Origin of the sequence: Aneurinibacillus thermoaerophilus (assembly GCF_019603355.1) — a bacterium.
Lineage (GTDB): Bacteria > Bacillota > Bacilli > Aneurinibacillales > Aneurinibacillaceae > Aneurinibacillus > Aneurinibacillus thermoaerophilus.
Window position 1 is genome coordinate 1,907,322 of record NZ_CP080764.1, and the last position, 23,420, is coordinate 1,930,741.

The window sequence follows — 23,420 nt, forward strand, 5'->3', positions numbered from 1 at the left end:
TTTTTCGTTAATTTACAATATTATTGTAGTCAGGCACCGTTACGATAAGGTGCGTTTTTCCGATGAGTGTTTTTCCACCGCTTTCATATTTTGCGATAACGGTTGCACTTCCTACATTTTCTGCGGTAAACACCCGTTTCGCATTGGTTCCTTCCGTTCCCGGAGTAAACAAGCCGCTTTGATCTATCTTTCCGATATAAGCCAGATCCTCGCCCTTGTTTCCTTCCGGATACGGAGCAAGCGACCATTTAGCTTTGACCGGCATCAGTTGCATATCATCCGCCGTTCCTTTCTTTCTGTCCGGGCCATTGCTATAAGCGTATGCCACGAATTGGGTGCTTACTTTATGCATCGGTCCAGCCCCTCCTACCCGCGAAACGGCGTATGAAGGCGTCACCTTGACATAATCCACACGGTGATACACCGCAAGCTTTTTATGGCTGATTACCTGTCCAGATCCGATAGCAAACGAGCCTTCGGCAACGTTTTTGCCCACCGCTACCGTGACTTTTATTTCTTCATTTGATACGGGCGTTATTTTTTGCACGGAAACACCCGCCGGAAGCCGCATATCTTTTGCCGTAAGTTGCTGCAAATTCATCCCGTATAATGTAATGTCCTGCGTTTTTCCCCGCTCGATCGCCTGCGGTTCCATATGAATAATCTCCGGCTTTTCCGTCTGCACCTTATAATATATCTCTTCCCCCGTAATGCCCGGATCACTTGCATCAGACCAATCTCCCTTAATGACCGTTCCACCTTCCAGCACATTAAACGTACCGGTGAGCTTCTTTTTGTCCTGCTGATACTGCGTCCTTAGCGCATAACCTGTATACAGGCGCGCCTGTCCGCGCATAGTAAGTGAACCCGGTTCATGAAGATATCGGATGGTTTTTGTTTCCACAAAACCGTCTTTGTCTTTCACGAATTCACTATCCCCAATGTATGTCCCTTTTGTGCCTCTAAATCCGACGACTTTCCATTTTCCCTGCACATCATAACCTTTTCCTTTCCACTGCCTCCACTCTTCTGTTTCCAGCGGATATTGCTCAGCAAGATAGCGAATGGCCGCATCCGCCACCACCGGCCAGTCCATATGACGATGGTTCAAATAAATAGAAGGAAGCATGACGAGATGGAAATCTTTCAAATTTTTCCATTCTTCTTCGGTCCGTCGCTGGGCCATGAAACGCCCACCCGCATGACAGGTCATACATGCGTTTTGTACATTTTCATTCTTTACAGATTCCGTATAGGATGGTTTATTTGCCGTCCAATACTGCACAGCTTCGGCTTCCTCAGGAGCAAGGCCACGCTCCGCGCTTAAATCTTGAATCAATTGCCGCCGTTGCTCATCGGTCAACTTCAACCCGTGAATCCGTTCCATTCTGGCGATCGTTTGCGACCATCCTTCCGGCGTTTTCCGCATGTACTCGATGCGTGCCAGCTTTCCGTTTTCATCTACCGCATGGCAGCCCATACACGACGCTTCGACTTGTTTACTGACATGGACGGCGCCTTCAACCTTCATAACTGAAGCGCTTTCTTTTACGTCCGACTGATTTTGAAACCAAATAAAAAGAATTCCTAGGCAACCTACCACAAGTAACAGTAAAATCACGCGCATGCTTGTTTTCTTCATCGCCTCTCCCCTCGCACTACGGCTTTACATACTGCAATTTTCGCCAATCGTTCGCCGCAACCGGGCAAACATCAGAGTATGTGCTATAATTTGTAAGACCATCAGGCACTTGCGCCGCCCACCAGCAATCGCCATAACATCCGTAAATATCGCGATAATGCGGCTGGCAAAGGCCATCAAGCACCATCCCCGAGAAATCCGTCTCCCATCCCGGGTCAAACAACGTGGAGCATCCCATCGGCAGCAAAGCCAGCCCTTCCACTTCCGGCTCTTTTTTGAGATCAATACGTTTTTCCAGTTGTTTTCCTTTCCAGTTCAACGGTTTGATATGTTTCACTTTACACTCCCCTTCCAGTTTAAACTTTTTAAATAGTTTAAACTTTATAAGACAAATTAGCGTCACACTTTCATCAAAAAACGATAAACTTTTTATCAACTTCTTTTGATAGTTCTCCTATAAAACCTTTATATTTTTCAAAAAAATTTAAGCAATAGTTGACTTATGAGGTATAATTATAAGAAAATTTCGATAAAGAGATGTACATCTCAGAAAGCGATGTCGCTATATGGATACATCAAGTCAAATGTATAAAGAGGTGAACGAAATGGAGCCTATACTCATTGTAGAAGACGATAAGGATATTCAAAAACTGCTCTCTACTTGCTTTGAACAAGAAGCCTTGCCGTACTCCATTACTTCGTCAGGCCTCGAAGCGGTGGAAAAAGTTAAAAAAAGCTCCCCTTCCCTTATCCTTCTTGATATTATGCTGCCGGATTCGGATGGTATTGAAATCTGCCAGCAACTCCGTATGCTCACTTCTTGCCCGATTATTTTTTTAAGCTGCAAGAATAAGGATACCGATAAAGTGTTGGGATTAAGCATCGGCGCGGACGATTATGTGGAAAAGCCTTTTAACATTAGCGTACTAATGGCCCGTGTGCGCGCCCATCTTAGGCGAAACCGCATTTTGCAAAAGTTTCAAAAACAACAGACAAAACAGCATATTCAATTCGATAATATTTGCATTAATCTTCACGCAAGAGAAGTTTACCGCGACGGAAAAAGCATTCCTCTTACCGCTAAAGAATTCGATTTGCTCGCATTTCTGGCGCAACATCCGAATCGGGTCTTCTCTGCTGAGCAACTGCTTGATCATGTGTGGGGAATGAATACGTTAAGCGAGAAACGAACCGTCGTCGTCCATATCTCAAGTCTCAGGAAAAATATTGAAGAAAACGCTCTTCAGCCAAGATATATTCTGACGGTCAGAGGAGTTGGATATAAATTTGCGGCTTTTTAACATCATACGTAAATCTTTTTTTCTTAAAATCGTCTGTTTTACGACCTTGCTTTCCTTTATTCCGTATGTCCTGCTCGGTTGTTATAGTTTGATCCAGGTTCATTCGCTGTCGAGCACAATGGCAAACGAACAAATTCAGAAAACGATTACCAATGTGCTCATGCAAAAATTGGCGTTACTAGAAAAGGAAACAGAGATCAATAATGCTGAATTTACCAAAATCGAACACAATTTAAAACTGATTCGCAAGCAAGCCGAATATTTATTTGCGAAAAAGTCCGATTTTATAGCTTTGCGCAAGCCAACGATCACGTTACAACGGGATCCGAAAGGGTATTTCTTTTATCCTGATAGGCAAAACTCCCGTTTTTTTCTCAGCGCTTTGACCCCTATAACGAAAAATGTGCAAAGCGATTTGGAGATCGTATCTCAGTTGGAACCATTATTAAAAGAAACGGTGCAAAACGAACCAGGATTAAAAGCCGCCTTTTTCGGCTTTGCTGAATTCGGATTTTTTATCTATCCACCGATAAACGCTGAATATGAAGTGTCCACGGGCCGACTTCCTCCTGATATTCGGATCCAACAGTATGAGTTTTATTATATTGCGGATGCCGAGCATAATCCGGAACGGGCGGTAAAATGGACCCGCCCGTATGAAGATGTTACGCATTGGAAATGGGTAGTAACAGCTGTCATTCCTGTATATTCGCCAAACGGAGTATTACAAGGAGTTATTGGGGTGGACTTTCCGCTTGACCGTATGGTACGCAAATTTCTCGATTTCACTTTCACTGAACCGAATGCTTTCGCCTTTATCGTAGACGAGAATGGCCATATGATCGCCAGCAATCAGCCATCCGGGCGGAAGTTGTCCACCCCTCTTCCCGGTTTTGGAAGCTCTTCGGACGCCTTCAAACCATACATAGAAAAGATGAAACAAAAGAAAAAAGGCATCGTGAAGATGGCTACAGCAGAGGGAAACGCGTATCTTTTGTTTGCCAACATTCCCAGCAGCAGATGGATGATGAGCTTTTATATCCCCGAAGCGGATATTGCGAATCCTATTATCGCCGAAACGAAAGTGCAAATATCTTCGCAAATGAAACAATTCGTCATTCCGTTTTTGTTCTTTTTGTTCGTCGGCGCGTTCCTTCTCATTTTCTTTTCTTATCGTTTTTCGCGAACGGTAACCGAGCCTGTGAAAAATTTGGCCATAGCGCTAAAACAAAGCGGGAAAGGTCATTATCATCAGGAAATACCGATTACCTCACAGGATGAAATCGGCAATTTGACGAAAACGTTCAACAGGATGAGCCAAACGATTGAACAGCTCATCGCAGAACTGAAGAAGCGGGCAAATGAACTTGAAGAAAAAGTAGGGGAACGAACAAAAGAGTTGCAGGAAGCGAATACAAAACTAACGGAAATGTATGAGAAGTTGAAGGGAGCAGAACAGGCGCGGGCGGAACTTATTGCACAGGTATCCCATGATTTAAAAACGCCGCTGACAACCATTAAGGGATATTTGCAAGCTTTGCATAAGTACGAATTTCCGCCGGAGAAAGAACGAGAATTTATTCGCACGATTCTCACCCGAATTAATCATACGATTCAATTGATTGACGATTTGTTTGAACTTTCTGCTTTGCACATGGATCAGCTGTCTTTTCAAAAAGAATGGATAAACCTCGATTTCTTAATCGACTATGCCCTGGAAATGGTCATCGCAGAGTTCGCGGAACCGAACATCGACGTTTATACTTCATACGAACCTGAATTGCCGCTCGTATTTGTTGATCCTGCGAAAATCAACCGCGCGCTCGTAAACATTTTGAGCAATGCGGTGAAATATTCGCGGGAAAAAGAAAAAATCCGCATCGAGATTGCGTGCTATCAAAAAGGAGAGTTTATTATAACGGAAATTAAAGACAATGGCATGGGGATATCAGAAGAAAACATGGAAAAAATTTTTACGATGTTTTATCGCGAACCGAAAGTGAAAGAAGCGAAAATAACCGGGAGCGGGCTGGGAACCAGCATCGCGAAAGGTATCATCGAAAAGCATAACGGTACCATTTCGATTACGACAAATTCCGATGTTGGCACTACAATTATTATCTCTCTTCCAGTTATGCATATGGAGAAGGAAGATAGCAGGAGTTAAGAAAAACTTGCGGGCAATGCCCGCAAGTTTTTCTTAAACTATTAATAATTAATGTACTGATCGCGTTCCCACGAGTGAACAGTGGTACGGAACATATCCCATTCGATCTCTTTTGCTTCAATGAAGTGCTCAAGTGCGTGTTCACCGAGCGCCTTGCAAATCACTTCGTCGGCTTTCAGTTCTTCAATCGCTTCTTTCAACGTAGCCGGCAGACTTGCGATGCCCGCTTCTTGGCGTTCCGTTTCATTCATTACATAGATATTGCGGTCAATCGCCGGAGGTGCCTGCAATTTGTTTTTAATGCCATCCAGACCGGCAGCCAGCAATGCCGTTAATGCCAGATACGGATTTGCGGCCGGGTCTGGATTGCGTACTTCAATCCGGGTACTCAAGCCACGGGAAGCCGGAATACGAATTAACGGGCTGCGGTTTTTTGCAGACCATGCTACATAGCAAGGTGCTTCATAACCAGGAACAAGACGTTTATAGGAGTTTACAGTCGGGTTTGTGATGGCTGCAAAGCCACGGGCATGCTTGATGATGCCAGCCAAGAAATGCATAGCTGTTTCGCTTAGTCCCAGTTCAGTTGACGGATCTTCAAACGCGTTCTTGTTGCCTGCGAATAGAGACAGGTTGCAATGCATACCGGAACCGTTAATACCGAACAACGGTTTCGGCATGAAGGTCGCGTGCAGACCGTGTTTACGTGCGATCGTTTTGACTACCAGCTTAAATGTTTGGATCTGGTCAGCCGCCTCTACAGCATTCGCATATTTGAAGTCGATTTCGTGCTGACCAGGTGCTACTTCATGATGAGACGCTTCAACTTGGAAGCCCATTTGCTCGAGCGTCAGCACGATGTCACGCCGACAGTTTTCACCAAGATCCAGCGGGGCAAAGTCAAAATATCCGCCTTGGTCATTCAACTCGTTTGTCGGCTGACCGTGTTCATCCAGCTTGAATAGAAAGAACTCCGGCTCCGGTCCGAGATTAAACGAAGTGAAGCCGAATGATTCCATTTCTTGCAGCGCCGCTTTCAGGATTTGGCGCGGATCCCCCATGAACGGTTTGCCATCTGGTGTGTATACATCGCAAATGAAGCGAGCCACTTTGCCATCTTCCGTCGTCCACGGAAAGACAACGAATGTGTCAAGATCCGGATACAGGTACATGTCGGATTCTTCGATGCGTACAAAACCTTCGATGGAAGAACCGTCAAACATCATCTTGTTATTGAGCGCCTTTTCGAGCTGGCTTACCGGAATTTCTACGTTTTTAATCGTTCCAAGTAGATCCGTGAACTGCAAGCGGATATATTTTACATTCTCTTCCTTGACTAAGCGATAAATATCCTCTTTCGTGTACTTTGCTGCCATCTCAAACTACCTCCTTAAAAATCTCTCCTCATAAGCAAGGAGACTCCCTTATTTTTGCTTTTATTTTTTTTAATGGAAGAAGCGGGAAAGCTCCCCCCAGTTAAGCGGCGTCTGTCCCGGCCGATTCGCGTGCATAATCTGCTGCTTGAGCAGTTCATGCAGCTCGCGGTCGGTAAGTTCCCTGCGTTTCTGCTCTGTTTTTTCATCAATCATGTTCTCGTTGCGCTTTTCCTCGTGTTTCATTTCCAGCACTTGTTTGATGCCAGCAATGTTTAATCCTTTCTCCAGCAACGCTTTAATCTCCAGCAGGCGGTCGACATCGTTGAATGAAAACAGGCGTTGGTTTCCTTTCGTCCGCGCCGGAGAAATAAGCTGTTGCTGTTCATAATAACGGATTTGACGGGCCGATAATTCAGTCAGCTGCATCACAATCCCTATCGGAAAAAGAGCCATATTACGGCGAATTTTGTCTTTCACGTTTTTATCTCCTTTCGCCGGCGAATCTCCTTGCTTCCTTAGTTCTTATTCTACACATGTCAGGTTTTATCGTCAATACATGTAAGATAATTTTACATATATTTTTTGAAAGATACCGCCTCTTTTTAAATTTGTAACAAATTCTTTTTTAACATTTCGTCGAGCGCGGTCAGTACACCAACTTTAACATGGGAAGCAGTCAGGCCACCCTGGACGAACCCCAGGTACGGCGAGCGGATCGGGCCATCCGCGGACAACTCGATGCTGGCACCTTGAATAAACGTGCCGGCCGCCATAATGACCGGATCGGCGTATCCCGGCATCGCACCCGGCTGCGGTACAACGTGCGAATCGACTGGCGAGGCTTTCTGGATTCCTTGGCAGAATGTCACCAGCCCTTCTGCCGTGCCGAATTCGACAGATTGGATCAAATCGGTACGTGGCGCGTCCCAGCGCGGGTTCGTTTTGAATCCGAGCTTTTCCAAAAGGCCTGCGGTAAATACCGCTCCCTTCAGCGCTTCACCAACGACATGCGGCGCTAAGAAAAAGCCCTGGAACATTTCCAGCGTCCCATACTGCGTCGAACCGACCTCGGCGCCGAGCCCCGGTGCGGTCATCCGGTAGGACGCCATCTCCACAAGATCCGCCCGACCAACGATATATCCCCCACTCTTGGCAAGACCGCCGCCAGGGTTCTTAATAAGCGACCCGGCCATAATGTCAGCACCAACTTCCAACGGCTCCTTGCTCTCGGTGAACTCTCCGTAACAATTATCCACAAAGACAATGATGTCCGGACGAATTGCTTTTACGAAATCAATCATTTCCTTTATTTTTTCGATCGTAAAAGAAGGACGGTCAGCATAGCCGCGAGAGCGCTGAATGCCGATCACTTTTGTCCGACTGTTGATGGCACGAGCCACCGCTTCTTTGTCGATCTCTCCCGCTTCCGTCAGCGGTACGGCGGCATAGCTCACCCCGAACTCTTTGAGCGAACCTTTGCCGTGACCTCTTACGCCGACGATTTCTTCCAGCGTATCATACGGTGCGCCGGTAATATACAAAAGCTCATCTCCCGGACGAAGAAGGCCGAACAAGGTGATCGCAATGGCATGTGTACCGCTCAAAATATGCGTGCGCACGAGCGCCGTTTCCCCGCCGAATACTTCGGCATACACTTTTTCCAATGTTTCCCGTCCCATATCGTCGTATCCATATCCGGTCGACGGAGCAAAGTGAAAATCGCTGACTTGGTGTTTTTGAAACGCCCTCAGCACTTTGAACTGGTTGTAATCTGCTATTTTTTCAATCTCGCGCAGGCGTGGATAAATCTCCGCTTCTACCTGCTCTACATAAGGGGCCAGTTTATCTCCATGCATCAAGTACGAAAACACGCTATCTTCCCTCTCTACCTCTACTTTTTTATATGATAAACTGCAAAAGTTCCGGGGAAAGTTGTGTAACATTTCGACCTTCCACTTGCAGTTCATAGTACATGCCGTCCTCGCTAATATTTTCGTGGACGATATGCAAGTTACGGCGCACAAGCGCGTATAAATCGCCACGTATGGTCGGCAGGCGCAGCGTATACCGGGCATACCGACTCTTTATGTGTGCTTCGATGACCATAAGTAGACGCTTTATATCCTCCGGACGGTGTGCGGATATGTACAAGACTTCGCCTGTTACCGGCGCAATCGGTGCTTCGGCAACCACATCCATCTTATTGAATACTGTCAAGCGCGGGATCATGCCCGCCCCAAGTTCGGTAAGCACGCTGTCTACCACTTCCATGTGGATTTGGTGGTCTGGATGGGATGCATCGACGATCTGAACGATAACATCCGCTTCTGCCGCTTCTTCCAGCGTGGAACGGAACGCGGCTACCAACTGGTGCGGCAAGTCCTGAATAAATCCCACCGTGTCGGTCATGATAATTTCTTCGCCTCCAGGCAACCGTACGCGGCGCGATGTCGGATCAAGCGTAGCGAATAGCTTGTCCTCTTCCAGAACGCCCGCCCCGGTGAGACGGTTCAAAATGGTCGATTTTCCTGCGTTCGTGTAACCGACAAGTGCTGCCTGAAACACTTCGTTCTTTTTACGACGTTCACGGTACAACAGACGGTGCCTTTTTACTTCTGCCAACTGGTGTTCGATTTCGCTGATACGGCGGCGGATGTGGCGCCGATCCGTCTCCAGCTTGGTTTCCCCCGGCCCCCGGGTTCCGATGCCGGCTCCAAGTCGCGACAGCCCCGCCCCTTTCCCTGTCAAACGCGGTAATCTATACTGTAATTGGGCCAGCTCAACCTGCAATTTTCCTTCGCGCGAATGGGCACGTTGGGCAAAAATGTCGAGGATGAGCTGGGTGCGGTCAATCACTTTGCATTCAATGGCCTGCTCAAGGTTGCGGATTTGCATCGGAGTCAGCTCATCATTGAAAATGACGAGATCGGCTTTCAGCTCAAGCGCAAGCTGATTGATTTCTTCGACTTTGCCCTTGCCTACATACAAGCGTGCATCTATTTGATTCCGCTCTTGTGTCAGCGAAGCGATAACCTCCGCCTGCGCCGTCCGGGTTAGCTCCGCCAATTCCTCCATAGACAGCTCGAATCGGCGCTGGTCACCGTGTTTCTTATAGCAGCCGATGAGGATCGCCTGCTCGGTTTTTTGTTCATCGACAATGTGTATAAAAAACGCCTCCTTTCACACACGTAATATGCAAGCTTCTATGTTAGCCACAGAACGTGCTTGCGTTGTAGAAGTTTCTTTATTATCTTACCAAATCTCTATCACATAAACACGAAGATTCCAGCAGAAAGGAGGAAGAAGATGGCTTTCGGCGTGAAACGTGCAGAGCTTGAAGCATGGAAAGAACAAGTTCGCAGAGGAGAAGTGGCGTTCATTACCCATTTCTGGCTCCATCCGCGCTGCCCCGATATTACGACGGTCACAAAAGCAGGATGCGCCGATCTCGCTGCTTTACTCGCATGGGGGGAAAAATATGGCCTGGGCAGCCAACATCTTCATCACCGCGAAGAATTCCCTCATTTTGACTTGATTGGCGACAAGCAAAAAGAAGTGTTGGTAGGCGAAGCGCTCTGGGACCAGATCAAACGTTTTCGTATTAAAATATAGGGAAAGGTAAACATTCCTTCCCTCTAAACGCAACCTATTTTATAAAAGAATCGTCTATACAGTAAAACATGGACATAGGAGAGATAAATATGAAGAATATACCTACTGTTAGAACATTATCTTGTGCTCTACTTCTCGGGATGTCTATTATTTCCGGATGGGTGCCTGCCGCCTATGCCCAAACATCCGTGCAAAGTTCAGAAGTTGTTGCCCCCGCCGCGCTGCGCACAATCACCGTGACCGGTCATGGAGAAGTTACGGTACAACCAGATATCGCCTACATTCAGCTCGGGTTATATACAACAGGAAAAACAGCCCGGGAAGCACAGGAAAAGAATGCCCAGCAATTCAAGACGATTCATAACGCGCTCATCCGCCTGCAAATCGCCGAAAAAGACATACAAACCGTGCGTTTTTCCACCATGCCGGAGTATACGTGGGAAAACAACAAGCAGCAATTTAAAGGGTATCAAGTCGAACAAATCGTCCAGATCAAATACCGTAATCTGGAGAAGATCGGACAGGTGATGGATACCGCTGTCGCTATCGGAGCCAACCGGATTGAAAATGTCTGGTTTAGTTCGGAAAAAATCGAGGAGCACAAACTCGCAGCCATGGATAAAGCGATGGATAATGCCCGTCTAAAGGCGGAACGCATAGCGAAACATGCCGGCGTGAAAATTAAAGACATCGTGCAGATCACTGACAACATTACCCCTCAGCCTATTCCTATGTACCGCCAGTCAGTGGTTGCCGACTATAGCGCACAAGAAAAGAGCAACGCGAGCAGCCAGGTGTATCCGGGCGAATTGAAGATCGAAAGCACTGTAACAGCAACCTATTCATACTAACTTCACGTTCTTCACAAAAGGAGCTAGAAAGACGAAGAAAATGCCCCGCAGGTTTACTTGTGGGGCATTTTCTCCTATTCCTCTTCTCTTTCGGCTTCCGTCATAGAAATGAACCGCGGCGGCTCCTGCCCAGTAATCGGAATTTGTCCGTCCCGGCCAAACTGATCCAAACGCGACGGGTGGCTGCGCGGATGTACCCGCTCCATCGCCTGGCGTTTATTTTCGTCAGTCATGAAAGCTCCCCCTTTTTATAAACGCTATTTTTAGTATGGCCGAATCGCAAAAAATTATCGAAGACAAAAGCCAAGTTACAAAATTAAACCGTCAATCACTTTCACAAGATTTACAATTTCCGGCTTACTTACCTGTGCATCTGCACCCACTTTCTCTCCTTTATGGCGCAAATCATCCGTAATCAGCGACGAAAAAATGACAACCGGTAGCTTCTGCAACTCCGGATGTTCTTTAATGCGTTTTGTCAGATGATGCCCGTCCATTCCCGGCATTTCGATATCTGTAATTACCAGTTGAATATGCTCGGTTACATCCTGCCCTGTGCCGACAAGGTGTTCAAGATAGCGCCATGCCTCGTTTCCGTCCTCGCATGCTTCAACGTGCGTATATCCTGCCTTATGAAGCGTCTCTTCGATCAGCTTGCGCAGAATGGCAGAATCTTCCGCCAGCAAAATGCGCTTGGCCGAAATGGGCCGCTCGCCAAGCTCCCGCATCTGTCCGCTTTGGAATCCCGCTTCCGGGCTAATGTCCACCACGATCTTTTCAAAATCAAGCAACAAAATAAAGCGATCTTCCATTTTCACCACACCGGTTGTACTGCTTTCAAGGCCGCGTGTGAGCTCGGATGGTTTCTCGATTTGTTCCCAAGAAATCCGATGAATGCGCGAAACTGAATGCACATGAAAGGCCACCTTCATCTGATTGAGTTCCGCAATGATAAATTTGTCCTGTTCCGGATGCTCAGATGGCGGAAAGCCGAGCGCTTTTGCCAAATCAATGACTGGAAGCACTTCTCCACGCAACTGAATAATGCCCATTACATGAGGATGGGATTTCGGCGTGCGCGTCACCGGCAGTGGATTAATGACTTCACGTACTTTAATGACGTTAATGCCAAACACTTCCCCAGCAATGCCAAACTCGATAATCTCCAGTTCATTTGTACCACTTTCCAGAAGAATTCCTTTGTTATTTTCTATGTCCATGTTCCTGTCTCCTTTCGACTTGCTCCATAAGCAAACTATGATTTATAAGACATTATTTCTAGTAATAGAGTACCTTATAAATTTAGGTTTTTTCTACATAAATATTGATATATTTTTAGAAATTTGTTTGTTTTTTCTTTTTGTACGCAGTATTTTAATACTATTCCTGGCCTTTCCATACTGCGACATTTACGACATTGACATTGTGGACAAAAATAACGATAGTCCTGTACCCTGTCATGGGGCCCGGACTGTCTGCCATTTAAGATTGCCTTCTAACCGCATTCAGCACGTATAGTATTCCGTCTTATTTTATTTATCTTAAGGATTGTAATCGCTCCGTTTTCTCTCTCGTCAGAATCCCTTTTTGTCATTTTTTAATATCCAGAAGACTGGGCAATAAATTTCCTTCGCCCAATCATCATAACAGCGCTGTTCAAATTCACTCAAATGCATACAATCTTTATTGAATCACACCATGAGCTTTGATTTGTATCATTGGTGCTACTCTAACAGTCGCCCTTGAAAATTCATCCATCCAGTGAGTATCAATCTTTTTCCATTGCTGATATTGGTAAGCACGTGCATACCATCCAAATCCAAACGGATCGAGATGGTGCTTCTGCACTTTTTTAACCAACCTATTTAATTCTTTTTCGAGTTGATCCGTGATGAGAAGAGTTAATTGTTCTTTCTCCTTCTCATTTTCCATATCGATATGAAACGTACGTTCCACTAATGTAACATCAAGTTTCATCTTTACATCAAATGAAAAATGGTTTTTTCTATAATTTGTCGAAATACGACGGTTAATTTTATTTACATTTATTGTTACAAAGTTAGTCCCTTTTACGTTTTCACGAAAATTCAGGGTTTTAAATGATCCTGGAGGCATACGGATTGTAAGGGATACCGGCAACTTTGCTTCGTCCTGCAAAATAAGAAGTAACGCACTTTCTCGACGAGTTAGCGACAGTTTATACATTCCTCTATCATTTAAAAGCGCAGACCCAGTGACAACAATTCCCGTCTTATCTGCTTTTATTTCTGAAATCGCAGGCGTAATCCCTTTATCAAAAAACATTTTATGGAATTTTTGCAGCGTGGTAAAAACCGTTTCATTGGACTGATTTGCCACATCAATTACATTATTTATATACACAGGAAAGCGAGGCTTATCGCTAAACTTACTGTTCAAAACAGAAGAAACTGGCCCCTTCACAGCAACCATACGCATATTTCCCGTGTTTTTCGGATCGCGATAAGCCACGTCCAGATAAGGTACGCTGCCCTCTTTTTTCAATATTTTGTCACCCAATAGAAATACTTGCACTTTTCCGGTAGCAATTTGACCGTTCGCTGTACTGTTAAACCTCTCCCTTGCCTGCCTGACTGTGTTCACTTTGGATCCATACACTTCGTATTTCTTTTTTGTATCTTTACTAAAAACCGGACTTATTTGATAAACCATTAGCTCATTATCTTTATCTAAATCAATCCCATACGCTAAAGATAGCGTTAAGTCCTCCACATCAAGCCGATCGCCACAGCCCGACATAAAAAATAGCCATAAACATACCACAATAAATTTTGCCCGCTTTCTCATCGATCTTCTCTTCCTTCCAATAACGTATAACCCATTACATCTAAAAACACACAACGAGAAAAGCAGAGAAGTTCTGAAGCATACAATAACTACAAAAAGCAGAAATGAAAAACACGATAGTTGCCAGTCTTTTTACTATACAGGCAAGAAAGGTTATACGTCACAAAAAGTGTAAGGGATACCCGATGTTAAGAAATAAAAATATAAATTGACTTCTTTGGCGCAGTATATTCTTAGGAGTAGTATGGACAAGATCTCCGTCAATTACCCAAAGATTACAGAAGAAAAATCCTCTTCGTTGCTATTTTAAGTTAGCACTTGGTAACAGCTTCGCTGATACGACTCCGAATACTAGCGAAGAAACGGAAGATCATGGTTAGCCAGCGCATCTTCCAGCCATTTTGGATGCATTGGCAAAAGCTCTGAAGGCAGACGATCGTGCGGAAAATAAGCCAGTTCAAGCGTCTCGGCGCAGCGGGGAGATAATTTTCCCCCTATAACCTGCGCTTGAAAACATGTGGTAACAAACTGTACGACGCGACCATCCGGATAATAAAACGTTTGCGAAACAGGATCAGAATAAATCCCAATTAACCGTGTTATCGCAACTCGTAAGCCTGTCTCTTCCCATGCTTCACGGACAGCAGCCTGCAACACCGTCTCACCAGGTTCTACATGTCCTGATGGAATTCCCCACAACCCGACATCCGCCCTTTTTTGAAGTAACACCCGATTTTGTTCGTCGAAAATAATAATGGCCACCCCGGGACGAATTTGTGTCGCTTTTTTCATTACGTATTCAACCTCCTTAAAAAATAAAAAAAGCCCAAAGAAGAAAAGCAGCGCAAATACGCTGAACTTTCCCCCTCGGGCTTTTTGTGCCAATAGGTGCCTCTTGCACAAAGCAAGATCTGTAGCGCTCGGTCGCAGTCCTTCATATCAAATATAAAGCGGAACCCTAGCTACCTATTCCCAGTTCAGTCAAAGGAAACCCATCGCTTTTTTATTTTTTATTATACCTGCACAAGATCAACCATTTCAATAAAAACTTACGCTTTATAATCATCATTCAAAATTCAATGCAAAAAAAATAGCAAAATATACGCCATTTTTTTTGCATTTGCTATTTTTCTTGCAGGAAAAATTCCCCTTCCATCCTGCTTCTTGCACCGGACACAACGAATAAAGCTTGTTCTTCTCTATTGTTTTGTCAATAAAAGAGCTTAAGCCTGAAATTTTTTCTACGAGCTTCCCATTTTTGTGCCCAAATTGGCGAAATAATTGCAATAAAATTTAGTAAATTGAAAAACAAATTATATACTTTATTCTTTTTATTTTGTGCGAAGGTGAATGCTAAAAATTCGCATATCGGTTCATCTCCAAAACTTTTCTTCTCTATACTACAAATCAAAAAATGAGGTGGTTACATGAGCCAATCTCCATTGCAAGTAAACGAAATGATCGAACCGGTAACCGATACTTCCAGCCAGTTGCATCGCGGATTAAGAGCGCGGCATTTGACCATGATTGCCATCGGTGGTTCAATCGGAACCGGCCTCTTCTTGGCAAGCGGTGCAACCATTCACTCAGCCGGCCCCGGCGGCGCGCTCGTCGCGTACCTAGCTATTAGCATTATGGTCTACTTTTTAATGACAAGCCTTGGTGAGATGGCTACATTTTTACCAGTATCTGGTTCTTTTAGCAGCTATGCATCCAGATTTGTCGATCCGGCGCTTGGCTTCGCACTTGGTTGGAACTACTGGTATAACTGGGCCGTGACCATCGCGGTAGAAATCTCGGCCGGGGCTCTTATCATGAAGTTCTGGTTTCCTGATAGCTCTTCGCTTCTCTGGAGCGTCCTCTTCCTCGGTATCATGTTTGGCCTTAACTATTTATCGGTCAAAGGATACGGGGAAGGCGAATACTGGTTCGCATTAATCAAAGTTATTTCCATTCTCGCTTTTATTATTGTCGGTATCAGTATGATTTTCGGCATTATGGGAGGGGAAGCGGTCGGATTCAAAAACTTCACCGTAGGGGACGCCCCGTTCCACGGCGGATTTATGGCCATATTCAGCGTCTTTATAATCGCGGGCTTCTCTTTCCAGGGCACCGAGCTGGTCGGCATCGCGGCAGGGGAAAGCGAAAAACCAGGGAAAAACGTACCAAGAGCCATCAAACAAGTATTTTGGCGAATTCTTTTATTTTACATTTTGGCTATTCTGATCATTGGCCTGATGATTCCATACACGGATGAACGTCTCATCAATTCTGATATTGAAAATATTGCTGTAAGCCCTTTCACTCTAGTGTTTGAAAAGGCGGGACTGGCATTTGCGGCTTCAGTTATGAACGCCATTATTCTGACCGCCGTCCTTTCAGCGGGCAACTCCGGCATGTACGCCTGTACGAGGATGCTATGGATGCTGGCCAAGGAAGGAAAGGCACCGAAATTCCTTGGCAAAGTAAATAAACGCGGCATTCCTGTCAATGCTCTCTACATAACGTCGCTTGTGGGCATGTTAGCGTTCTTGTCCTCGCTGTTTGGTGACGGTACCGTGTACATCTGGTTGCTGAACGCGAGCGGTATGTCCGGATTTATCGCCTGGGTTGGCATCGCAATCTGTCATTACCGCTTTCGCAGGGCATACGTGGCTCAGGGAGGAGATATAAACGCGCTTCCTTACAAAGCGAAATGGTTCCCGTTCGGTCCGCTCTTCGCCCTTGTGCTCTGTATTATCATCATTCTCGGCCAGAACTACGGCGCGTTTATGGAGGAGAAAATCGACTGGAATGGCGTGCTCGTTTCCTATATCGGTCTGCCATTGTTTCTCATTCTCTGGCTGGGATATAAGTTTATTAAGAAAACAAAAGTCATTCCTTTGCATGAGTGCGATTTTAGCCGCGATCAATAAGCTTGACGTACAAAAAGATAGCCCGGCACATAGCCGGGCTTTGTACTAGCGCAAAAAAGCGACAATATGCCTCTTCCTCCTGTGTGGTCTCGCGGAAAGTCAACATAAGCACAGGAAGAAGAGGGATATTTGTCAACAGACCGAAGTTATGTAGCCGGAGCATTCGGCCCCTCCAGCTTCTTATCCCCGTAACCCGGTGCTCTTTCCGTATCCTTTTCTTTATCCGCCTGCTTCATTCTCTGTTCTGTGCTTTGATTTTTCGTTTCTTGATCCTTCATAACTTTGTAACCCTTTCCTTATTATCAATTATGATTTGCATGTATATTTTTTGTTAGAAGCAGAGAAAGAAACACGGAAAATTTTTACGTTAGATTGTACAACGCGGGAAAACACTTCTTAAATTATGCTATTACAACATCGGCCTCCACAAGCACTTCCACATTTCCTTGGACAGCTTTGGAAACCATGCACGCTTTTTCGGCGCGTTCAGCCAGCACAACTACGGTCTCGATCTGCTCTTCTGCAGCTTCCGCTTCCAACGTAATGCGGGGACGGTGGATAATTTTTTGAAAACGCGGGCTGCTGCCCTCCATGATCACGATTCCTTCTGACTCCAAATGCAAATCCGATACGCCAATTCCCCTGTTTTGGAGAATGGCTGCCAGCGTAATCAAATAGCAGGTCGCCGCCGCGCCGATCAGCATCTCATCAGGATTCGTGCCAACGCCTGGACCGTTCATCTCTTTTGGAACGGAAATCGGCGCTTGCAGGTTGCCCACGGAAATGCGCCCTTCTCCGTCCCGTCCTCCTTTCCAATCTGCCGTCAAATAAAAATGGTGTTCCGCCATAGTCCCATCCCCCCTTTAAAAATAAACCAGCGATTTTTTTTGCCTATTCGCTTTCACATCCACAATCCGCATATAAAAAGTATTAATTATGATATTCATTCGCTGTGGTAGTCAAAATTCCTTTTTCTTTCTATTTTTTATTTATGTGGCCTGGCGCTGTAAAATAAAAGCCTCATCAGCGGATCAACCGTAAAATCCAATCCTTCATATCCACAATCCGCAAATGTTTTGGGGAAAGATCCGTACCGCTGACAATAAGGGGCACAAGGGAATCCTGTTCGTGCAACGAACCATGCCCGGCCCCATTAATGTGCGTATGAATACTCGGCCCCGTCAATTCGCACCCTGGTCTAGCTGTTAGTATAAGATAGCGCCCCGGATGTGAATGCAGGGCACCATATAATCTAGCCAGGCCATCAGGATAGCTGCCATATGCGATTCGGTTTCCTGTTACAGATAGATCCAGAACGGAAGCATCTCCTTGCATAGACCACGTCTGTCCATACGTATCAATGTACCGACCGTTCCGCCGGTAGAAAAAATCCCCTTCTTTTCCTCCGTTTACGATCCGAATGAAAGAACCTTCTTTCCAGGCAATCACATCGATCCGTTTATCCTTTTGCAGGGAACGGGCAATTTCGGACAGGGACAACCGCTCATCCAGCGCATAAACATACGCCATTCTCTCATTAAAACCAAGCACGATTTGATCCGTTTTCCGAGCTGGCTTCCCTTCCTCTGCAATCCGATAAGAAGACAAAAGGGAAGGCAAATCGATCAATGCCTCTTTCCGTTCGCCGCCGATCGACGTTTGTCCACTGTCGCCCATAACAATCCAAATCGCCTCTTTGAGCGCTGTCTCCCACGATCCATACGCCGCAAATATCTCCTGTATCTGTCGATCAGCCCTCTCAATCTCTCTGGTAACTGTGATTCCCTTTTTATGGATGGCCTGATCCAACTCAGGAAAATAAGCGATGGTAAAAGCGGGAAGCTTTCTCTTTTGAATTAGGTACTTGATCTCATCAGCAGCGAATTTGTTATTAAATCCGAACTTTTTCCAAGCATGATGGTAGCGACTATCCGGCTCAATTTGCGATAGCACGCCTAGCGAGAACCATTCCGGCCCAAACGTTTTCAAACGGGCAGGAAATGTTTTATCTACCGGAATCATTGCAGATGTATGTAATATATGAGGCGTCTTGCCTCTATAAATAAGCGCATTAACAGAGGCGGACGCTTTTCCTTTGGCAGCCAGCTCTTCATGGATCGTTTTAACATTGCGGCTTAGATGAACATTATTTAAATTATACAGGCTGTCATACAACATTTGTCCAAGCCCCGTCTTCAACGTTTCCCTTATTCCCCCGCTACCGTAATTGACGATACGGTTCTCGGCTGCGTCATACCAGACAAGTCCGGGCACGCGATGCAGGTCAGGATATGTTCCGGTTAAAAGCGTCGCGTCAATCGTAACGGACATGGTGGGAAAAGAACTTACCATTTTGGGAAAATACCGTCCATGCTTGAGCAAAAACGCGAGCGCAGGAGCGCGTCCGTCCCTGATCACTTCCTGTAGCGGCTTGTGCATCAATGAATCAATCATGAGCAGAATGACAGGTTTCTCCACAGGCGAAGAGGATTTCATTTTTATATCGATTGGGTTCGGAAGACGAAAAAAAAGATTCCATCCTCCTGCAAGCGCAGTCAGCATGACAACAATAGCAATGGTCAAATATCGTTTACCCTTCATTGCTTATCCCCTATTCCAGCGCCGCCTCGGTTTGAGGAAACCGTCCAGCCGTTCATATTCCGGTTTTGCTGTCGCGGCATTTCTTTATTCCTTTGGTTCGCTTCTGGCAATGGATAATCTTAAGCTTCCACAGAAAAACGATATTATACATTCACCCGCTCATCGCCAGCTGAATGACTTTGTATTACATCTTCGTTCCTCTCGTTCCGAATTCGCTGATTTGCACTTTCACGTTAATATCTACAGGTATTTTGCTAAAATGTTTATCCCAGTCTTTTTTGACTTCCTTCCAAACTTTGGGGTAGTAGATACTGAGCTGTTTGCCAAATCCGGCCACATCAACTTTAAACTTCTTCTGTGTTTTTGTCAGCGCCTTCTGAGTTAAACGTTTAATTTCCATCTCTGCTGCCTTCTCGGCTCTTTTTATTAAGTTTTCTTTGAAAGCATTTCCCGGCTCCAACCAGTCTTCACGAAGTGACCCTTCCGTCTCGATGTCTACGGTGAAAGAGATGTTATTTCCCTGCACTTTCGGCTTAATCCTGCTTCTCATTTTTCCTACTTCATACACCATGGTTTTTCCTGTTTTTTGGTCTGTTCCTTTCACAATGCCTGCTTTTCCTTTTCCGCTCATCCAGTTTAGCCCTTCCATTTCGTCCTCACCCAGCCAACCGACCATTTTGTGGGTTTTTCCGTTTATTACGGTGGCTCCGGCTACTTTTGTTCCCGTTTTGGAGGTGACTACACGCTGCATAACAAAGCTGGTTTCCGACGTTAGTTTTTCCGACATGTCACCCAGTGTCATTTCGGGTGCCATCCGCAGGGTTTTCTTGGTGTTTTCAATCATTTTCGCCATTTTTAAGGCTGGATTAGCCATAATCGGTGGCTTTTTTTCGAACGTTTCCCGTGCTTTTCCTTTCGCGATAAGCATTTTGATCGTCCGTCTTGATTCAGGATTGCGAAGGAAAAAATTGATAATATCGCGTAAATCAGTAGAACGAGCTATCTCTTCGCTAATGACGATCACTTTTAGATGCTCATAGTTTGGGGGACGTGCTACGCGGGTTGACAGCTCTCGGACAATTTCAAAGATGGTTTCGCCTTCATTGACAACGTTGGAATACGGCTTATTCTTTCCCGTTCTGGTTTTTCCTTCCACTTCTTGTGGTATGATAAAATGGTGAACCATCAAAATATGCTTACGTTCCTTTGCTTGTCCCTTTAACTCTTCCTTTTCCTGTTTTTTCGCTGCTTTCGTTGCAGATTCGTCAATAGCGACTCCAAGCACGATACCAATGTCTTCAAGTTCTACCCGATCCCAGCAACCTGTTATCATGATGAGGGAGAGGAGAAGAGAGAACATGAATGTCCTTTTAGTTTTTTTCATGATTCCCCCTCCTTGCTTTAGCCACAAGCCATAAGAAGATTGGAATAATCATAGTAAAGAATATTGCTAAATATCCCATAAACTCGCCCAGTTTAAAAGTGGCGTTTAAATCTTTCGGATACATAGCGATAATGTAGATGGCCGGTAACACTCCAAAAACAAAATAATACATGTTTTTTTGGAAAAGTTGTCCCAAACCCAGACTGGCTGCATAATGATAAGGGACAAAAGTTGTATAGATGGCCATAATCCAGACAATCACCAGAAAAGAGTCAAAACGTTCGAAAAAAGCGCCGGGAAACTCGATATCTTTCGCCAGCGTCATGGTCGGCCATGTCAGCGTCTTCAGCTCCTCTACCGTAAAGATACCAATGGCCACCACGACCACCGATATATATAAAACGATTATCGTACTAATTGCCGTAATAGTTGATCTTACGGCCTTGTTTGGCTCTGTCATGAATGCGGTCACAATGAACATGATTTCAAATCCCGTGAAAGAAAAGGCGGTATTTTTTACCCCTTCCCATACAGGCGTGAACCCTTCACTTAGCAGTGGACGAAGATTGTCCAGTTCAAAATGGCTAAAACTTAACGTCAAAGTTAAAAAAAGAATCAGGACGATAGGGAGGGTAAACAATTCGCACAGCCGTGCGATCGGATTGATGCCCCCCACTGTTAGATAAGTGGCTACACTCATAAATACAATGATTACCACTTCAATCGGTGTTTTTTCTAACACAAAGACATGGATGACTTCCCCTAAAATCCGCACTACGTATCCACAGACAAAAATACAATAGACAATCAGGAGCACGTTAAGAATCGTACCAATAAACTTTCCGGTAAGAGCTTGACTGTACTGATAGAAAGTGTACTCGGGAAATAGGAGGCTTACTTTTGTGATCATATACCCGGCAAACAAGGAAATAAGGCCACCTAAAAGCAGAGAAATCCAGGCATCCGCTGTTCCGGCAGCATCCAATACTCTGCGGGGCAGCGTAAGAATGCCTGTTGCTAACATGGTATTGGCTACGACGATAGTAGCCTGTGTCTGCGTGATTCGATCTTTCGGATGGCTAATCATGAAAGGCCTCCTTCTCCTGTTTATTGCCGTTTGCGATCTTGCGTTTTGTTCATTTCCGGTCGCTGCTTCATCATCATCAGAGGGGCTCTAATCACCATATCTTTCCAATCCTTTGGCCGATAAGGGGTAAAAGAAGCCGTGTAATGAACGCCAAAGCTTTTCAATTTTACAAGATGAGCATTAATCAGAATGAAAAACAAAATAACACCGTACAGACCAAGCACAGCAGCCGACATCATCATTCCGAAGCGGAGCATCCGAATCGCAATCCCAGCCCCATATTGGGGAAAAGCGAAGGATGAGATGGCGGTTAAGGCAACGACAATAACCATGATCGGGCTTACAATTCCGGCTTCCACCGCTGCTTGACCAATAACGAGCCCTCCTACGATGCCGACAGCCTGTCCTACCGGTTTGGGTAGGCGAACCCCGGCTTCCCGCAAAATTTCAATGATAACTTCCATCATCAACGCTTCAATAAGAGAAGGAAAGGGAACCCCCTCTCTTGTTGCAGCAATGGAGATCGCTAACTTTGTTGGAATAAGCCCCTGGTTATATGAAATTAAAGAAATGTATAAGGCAGGGAGAAACAAGGCAGTAAAAGTGGCACCATATCGCATAGCCCGAATTAAAGAGCCAGGCAACCAGCGCTCATAGTAATCTTCTGGTGAACTCATAAGCATAGAAAATGTAACTGGTACGATAAGAGCGAAGGGAGTACCGTCCAATAGAAGAGCTACACGTCCTTCCATTAATGCACTCATCACCCGATCGGGTCTTTCCGTGTTTTGTACTTGAGGAAAAGGGGAAAGGTAATTATCCTCAATTAATTGTTCAACATACCCTGATTCCGGAACATCATCAATATTAATCCTTTCCACCCTTCTTTTTACTTCCGCTACTAACTCCTCATTAGCGATTCCTTTTATATAAACAATCGCTAAATCTTTTTTTGCACGTTGGCCTACTTTGTAAACAACCATTGTGAAATTTGGATCTTTGATTCGCCGCCGAAGCATCGCCGTATTGTTGCGAAGCGTTTCCACAAAACCATCCCGCGGTCCCCGTACAAGCGATTCGGTAACCGGTTCATCGATGGAACGACCCTCCCAGCCGGTTATGCCGAGAATGAAACCACTGTCTATTCCATCAATGAACAAAAGCGCATTTCCGGAAAGTACCTCAAGAATACAATCGTTCAGGTTATGTGCCTCTTTTATTTCCGCTATCGGAATGCCAGAATTTATCACCCAATTTTTTATGTGTGCTGCTCCATCAGAAAGTTGTTTTGCCTTTTCTGCTGCTGTAGGCTCTTGCATTAAAGGTTTCATGATTTGTTCGTGCAAAGCTGTCTTATCTACTAAACCATCAATATAAACAATAGCTGCTTTCCATAATGTGCCACAAAAGGAAAACTGGCGAAAAATTACATCAGGACTATGTCCAATTTGCTCTCTTACTACTTGTAGGTTGCGCTGTAAACTGCTTGTCAACGGACGTACCTCGCTCGGATGAATGGCAGCAGAAGAAGTTTGGCTTTTTTTTTTACGTGAATTCAACCACTTAAACATAACAAAATCCTCCGTTTTTTATCCGCGTAGCCACTTAAATAGGCTAAAGATACCGAATGGGACAAGAAAAGATACCAGGGCTCCGAT

22 protein-coding genes are annotated in these 23,420 nt (G+C 45.1%); 5 read left to right on the top strand and 17 right to left on the bottom strand.

Annotated elements, in window-relative coordinates; translation table 11 throughout:
• Positions 1–7: 7 nt before the first annotated feature.
• Positions 8–1,642, bottom strand: coding sequence for a quinohemoprotein amine dehydrogenase subunit alpha (peaA, locus tag K3F53_RS09935; RefSeq protein ID WP_091260013.1), 1,635 nt, complete (start codon positions 1,640–1,642; stop codon positions 8–10).
• A 16-nt stretch (positions 1,643–1,658) separates the two neighbouring features.
• Positions 1,659–1,979, bottom strand: coding sequence for a quinohemoprotein amine dehydrogenase subunit gamma (qhpC, locus tag K3F53_RS09940; protein WP_057900312.1), 321 nt, complete (start codon positions 1,977–1,979; stop codon positions 1,659–1,661).
• A 268-nt stretch (positions 1,980–2,247) separates the two neighbouring features.
• On the opposite strand from qhpC, the gene K3F53_RS09945 reads away from it, so the two are divergent.
• Positions 2,248–2,943: a response regulator transcription factor gene (locus tag K3F53_RS09945; RefSeq protein ID WP_057898743.1), complete on the top strand. Its 696-nt coding sequence runs from the start codon at positions 2,248–2,250 to the stop codon at positions 2,941–2,943.
• Positions 2,930–5,110: a sensor histidine kinase gene (locus K3F53_RS09950; RefSeq protein WP_057898742.1), complete on the top strand. Its 2,181-nt coding sequence runs from the start codon at positions 2,930–2,932 to the stop codon at positions 5,108–5,110. The genes K3F53_RS09945 and K3F53_RS09950 overlap by 14 nt, the downstream gene beginning before the upstream one ends.
• 41 nt (positions 5,111–5,151) lie before the next feature.
• Here K3F53_RS09950 and glnA read toward each other — a convergent pair whose 3' ends face one another.
• The 4 genes from glnA to hflX all read right to left on the bottom strand — a co-directional run bounded on the left by glnA (position 5,152) and on the right by hflX (position 9,645).
• Complete coding sequence (glnA, locus tag K3F53_RS09955) at positions 5,152–6,486, bottom strand: type I glutamate--ammonia ligase (protein ID WP_057898741.1); 1,335 nt, start codon at positions 6,484–6,486, stop codon at positions 5,152–5,154.
• Between the two features lie 69 nt (positions 6,487–6,555).
• Positions 6,556–6,963, bottom strand: coding sequence for a MerR family transcriptional regulator (locus K3F53_RS09960; protein WP_057898740.1), 408 nt, complete (start codon positions 6,961–6,963; stop codon positions 6,556–6,558).
• A 125-nt stretch (positions 6,964–7,088) separates the two neighbouring features.
• Entirely contained in the window at positions 7,089–8,357 is a 1,269-nt protein-coding gene (locus K3F53_RS09965) for a methionine gamma-lyase family protein (RefSeq protein WP_057898739.1), read from the bottom strand.
• Between the two features lie 28 nt (positions 8,358–8,385).
• A complete protein-coding gene (hflX, locus tag K3F53_RS09970; protein WP_057898738.1) occupies positions 8,386–9,645 on the bottom strand; it encodes a GTPase HflX in 1,260 nt (419 codons plus the stop codon).
• A 147-nt stretch (positions 9,646–9,792) separates the two neighbouring features.
• Here hflX and K3F53_RS09975 point away from each other — a divergent pair, with 147 nt between their 5' ends.
• Complete coding sequence (locus tag K3F53_RS09975) at positions 9,793–10,098, top strand: hypothetical protein (RefSeq protein ID WP_057898737.1); 306 nt, start codon at positions 9,793–9,795, stop codon at positions 10,096–10,098.
• A gap of 89 nt (positions 10,099–10,187) precedes the next feature.
• Positions 10,188–10,949: an SIMPL domain-containing protein gene (locus K3F53_RS09980; RefSeq protein WP_220558923.1), complete on the top strand. Its 762-nt coding sequence runs from the start codon at positions 10,188–10,190 to the stop codon at positions 10,947–10,949.
• A gap of 74 nt (positions 10,950–11,023) precedes the next feature.
• Here K3F53_RS09980 and K3F53_RS09985 read toward each other — a convergent pair whose 3' ends face one another.
• The 4 genes from K3F53_RS09985 to K3F53_RS10000 form a co-directional block, all read right to left on the bottom strand.
• Positions 11,024–11,182 carry a hypothetical protein gene (locus K3F53_RS09985; protein WP_156424030.1) on the bottom strand — a complete coding sequence of 53 codons (159 nt, stop codon included), beginning with the start codon at positions 11,180–11,182 and terminating at the stop codon, positions 11,024–11,026.
• Positions 11,183–11,257: 75 nt separating this feature from the next.
• Entirely contained in the window at positions 11,258–12,163 is a 906-nt protein-coding gene (locus K3F53_RS09990) for a chemotaxis protein (RefSeq protein ID WP_408863345.1), read from the bottom strand.
• 469 nt (positions 12,164–12,632) lie between these two features.
• Positions 12,633–13,775, bottom strand: a complete 1,143-nt coding sequence (locus K3F53_RS09995) for a Ger(x)C family spore germination protein (RefSeq protein WP_057898734.1) — start codon at positions 13,773–13,775, stop codon at positions 12,633–12,635.
• A 351-nt stretch (positions 13,776–14,126) separates the two neighbouring features.
• The gene (locus tag K3F53_RS10000; protein ID WP_057898733.1) at positions 14,127–14,567 is read right to left on the bottom strand and encodes an NUDIX domain-containing protein; all 441 of its coding nucleotides are present in this window, start codon (positions 14,565–14,567) and stop codon (positions 14,127–14,129) included.
• A gap of 635 nt (positions 14,568–15,202) precedes the next feature.
• Between K3F53_RS10000 and K3F53_RS10005 the strand changes: the two genes are divergently transcribed.
• A complete protein-coding gene (locus K3F53_RS10005; protein WP_082705965.1) occupies positions 15,203–16,690 on the top strand; it encodes an amino acid permease in 1,488 nt (495 codons plus the stop codon).
• Here K3F53_RS10005 and K3F53_RS10010 read toward each other — a convergent pair.
• The 7 genes from K3F53_RS10010 to K3F53_RS10035 form a co-directional block, all read right to left on the bottom strand.
• Complete coding sequence (locus tag K3F53_RS10010; RefSeq protein ID WP_057898731.1) at positions 16,674–16,853, bottom strand: hypothetical protein; 180 nt, start codon at positions 16,851–16,853, stop codon at positions 16,674–16,676. The genes K3F53_RS10005 and K3F53_RS10010 overlap by 17 nt on opposite strands.
• The gene (locus K3F53_RS19685) at positions 16,837–16,968 is read right to left on the bottom strand and encodes a hypothetical protein (protein ID WP_257721591.1); all 132 of its coding nucleotides are present in this window, start codon (positions 16,966–16,968) and stop codon (positions 16,837–16,839) included. Before K3F53_RS19685 ends, K3F53_RS10010 begins: the two co-directional genes overlap by 17 nt.
• 123 nt (positions 16,969–17,091) lie before the next feature.
• On the bottom strand, positions 17,092–17,538 hold the full coding sequence (locus K3F53_RS10015; RefSeq protein WP_057898730.1) for an SACOL1771 family peroxiredoxin: 447 nt from the start codon (positions 17,536–17,538) through the stop codon (positions 17,092–17,094).
• Positions 17,539–17,713: 175 nt separating this feature from the next.
• Positions 17,714–19,291, bottom strand: coding sequence for an alkaline phosphatase family protein (locus tag K3F53_RS10020; protein WP_057898729.1), 1,578 nt, complete (start codon positions 19,289–19,291; stop codon positions 17,714–17,716).
• Between the two features lie 184 nt (positions 19,292–19,475).
• On the bottom strand, positions 19,476–20,675 hold the full coding sequence (locus K3F53_RS10025; RefSeq protein ID WP_091260032.1) for a Ger(x)C family spore germination protein: 1,200 nt from the start codon (positions 20,673–20,675) through the stop codon (positions 19,476–19,478).
• Positions 20,662–21,762 carry a GerAB/ArcD/ProY family transporter gene (locus tag K3F53_RS10030; RefSeq protein WP_057898727.1) on the bottom strand — a complete coding sequence of 367 codons (1,101 nt, stop codon included), beginning with the start codon at positions 21,760–21,762 and terminating at the stop codon, positions 20,662–20,664. Before K3F53_RS10030 ends, K3F53_RS10025 begins: the two co-directional genes overlap by 14 nt.
• A gap of 20 nt (positions 21,763–21,782) precedes the next feature.
• Complete coding sequence (locus K3F53_RS10035; protein WP_220558924.1) at positions 21,783–23,333, bottom strand: spore germination protein; 1,551 nt, start codon at positions 23,331–23,333, stop codon at positions 21,783–21,785.
• Between the last annotated feature and the right edge of the window lie 87 nt (positions 23,334–23,420).

What these genes read in the sequence shown, in the direction of transcription:
- K3F53_RS10010 (WP_057898731.1), bottom strand. Translation starts at nt 16,853, where the DNA reads ATGCTCCGGCTACATAACTTCGGTCTGTTGACAAATATCCCTCTTCTT.
- K3F53_RS10020 (WP_057898729.1), bottom strand. Translation starts at nt 19,291, where the DNA reads ATGAAGGGTAAACGATATTTGACCATTGCTATTGTTGTCATGCTGACT.
- K3F53_RS09945 (WP_057898743.1), top strand. Translation starts at nt 2,248, where the DNA reads ATGGAGCCTATACTCATTGTAGAAGACGATAAGGATATTCAAAAACTG.
- K3F53_RS10005 (WP_082705965.1), top strand. Translation starts at nt 15,203, where the DNA reads ATGAGCCAATCTCCATTGCAAGTAAACGAAATGATCGAACCGGTAACC.
- K3F53_RS09995 (WP_057898734.1), bottom strand. Translation starts at nt 13,775, where the DNA reads ATGAGAAAGCGGGCAAAATTTATTGTGGTATGTTTATGGCTATTTTTT.
- K3F53_RS10000 (WP_057898733.1), bottom strand. Translation starts at nt 14,567, where the DNA reads ATGAAAAAAGCGACACAAATTCGTCCCGGGGTGGCCATTATTATTTTC.
- glnA (WP_057898741.1), bottom strand. Translation starts at nt 6,486, where the DNA reads ATGGCAGCAAAGTACACGAAAGAGGATATTTATCGCTTAGTCAAGGAA.
- K3F53_RS09975 (WP_057898737.1), top strand. Translation starts at nt 9,793, where the DNA reads ATGGCTTTCGGCGTGAAACGTGCAGAGCTTGAAGCATGGAAAGAACAA.
- K3F53_RS09985 (WP_156424030.1), bottom strand. Translation starts at nt 11,182, where the DNA reads ATGACTGACGAAAATAAACGCCAGGCGATGGAGCGGGTACATCCGCGC.
- K3F53_RS10025 (WP_091260032.1), bottom strand. Translation starts at nt 20,675, where the DNA reads ATGAAAAAAACTAAAAGGACATTCATGTTCTCTCTTCTCCTCTCCCTC.
- K3F53_RS19685 (WP_257721591.1), bottom strand. Translation starts at nt 16,968, where the DNA reads ATGAAGGATCAAGAAACGAAAAATCAAAGCACAGAACAGAGAATGAAG.
- K3F53_RS10030 (WP_057898727.1), bottom strand. Translation starts at nt 21,762, where the DNA reads ATGATTAGCCATCCGAAAGATCGAATCACGCAGACACAGGCTACTATC.
- peaA (WP_091260013.1), bottom strand. Translation starts at nt 1,642, where the DNA reads ATGAAGAAAACAAGCATGCGCGTGATTTTACTGTTACTTGTGGTAGGT.
- K3F53_RS10015 (WP_057898730.1), bottom strand. Translation starts at nt 17,538, where the DNA reads ATGGCGGAACACCATTTTTATTTGACGGCAGATTGGAAAGGAGGACGG.
- K3F53_RS10035 (WP_220558924.1), bottom strand. Translation starts at nt 23,333, where the DNA reads ATGTTTAAGTGGTTGAATTCACGTAAAAAAAAAAGCCAAACTTCTTCT.
- K3F53_RS09980 (WP_220558923.1), top strand. Translation starts at nt 10,188, where the DNA reads ATGAAGAATATACCTACTGTTAGAACATTATCTTGTGCTCTACTTCTC.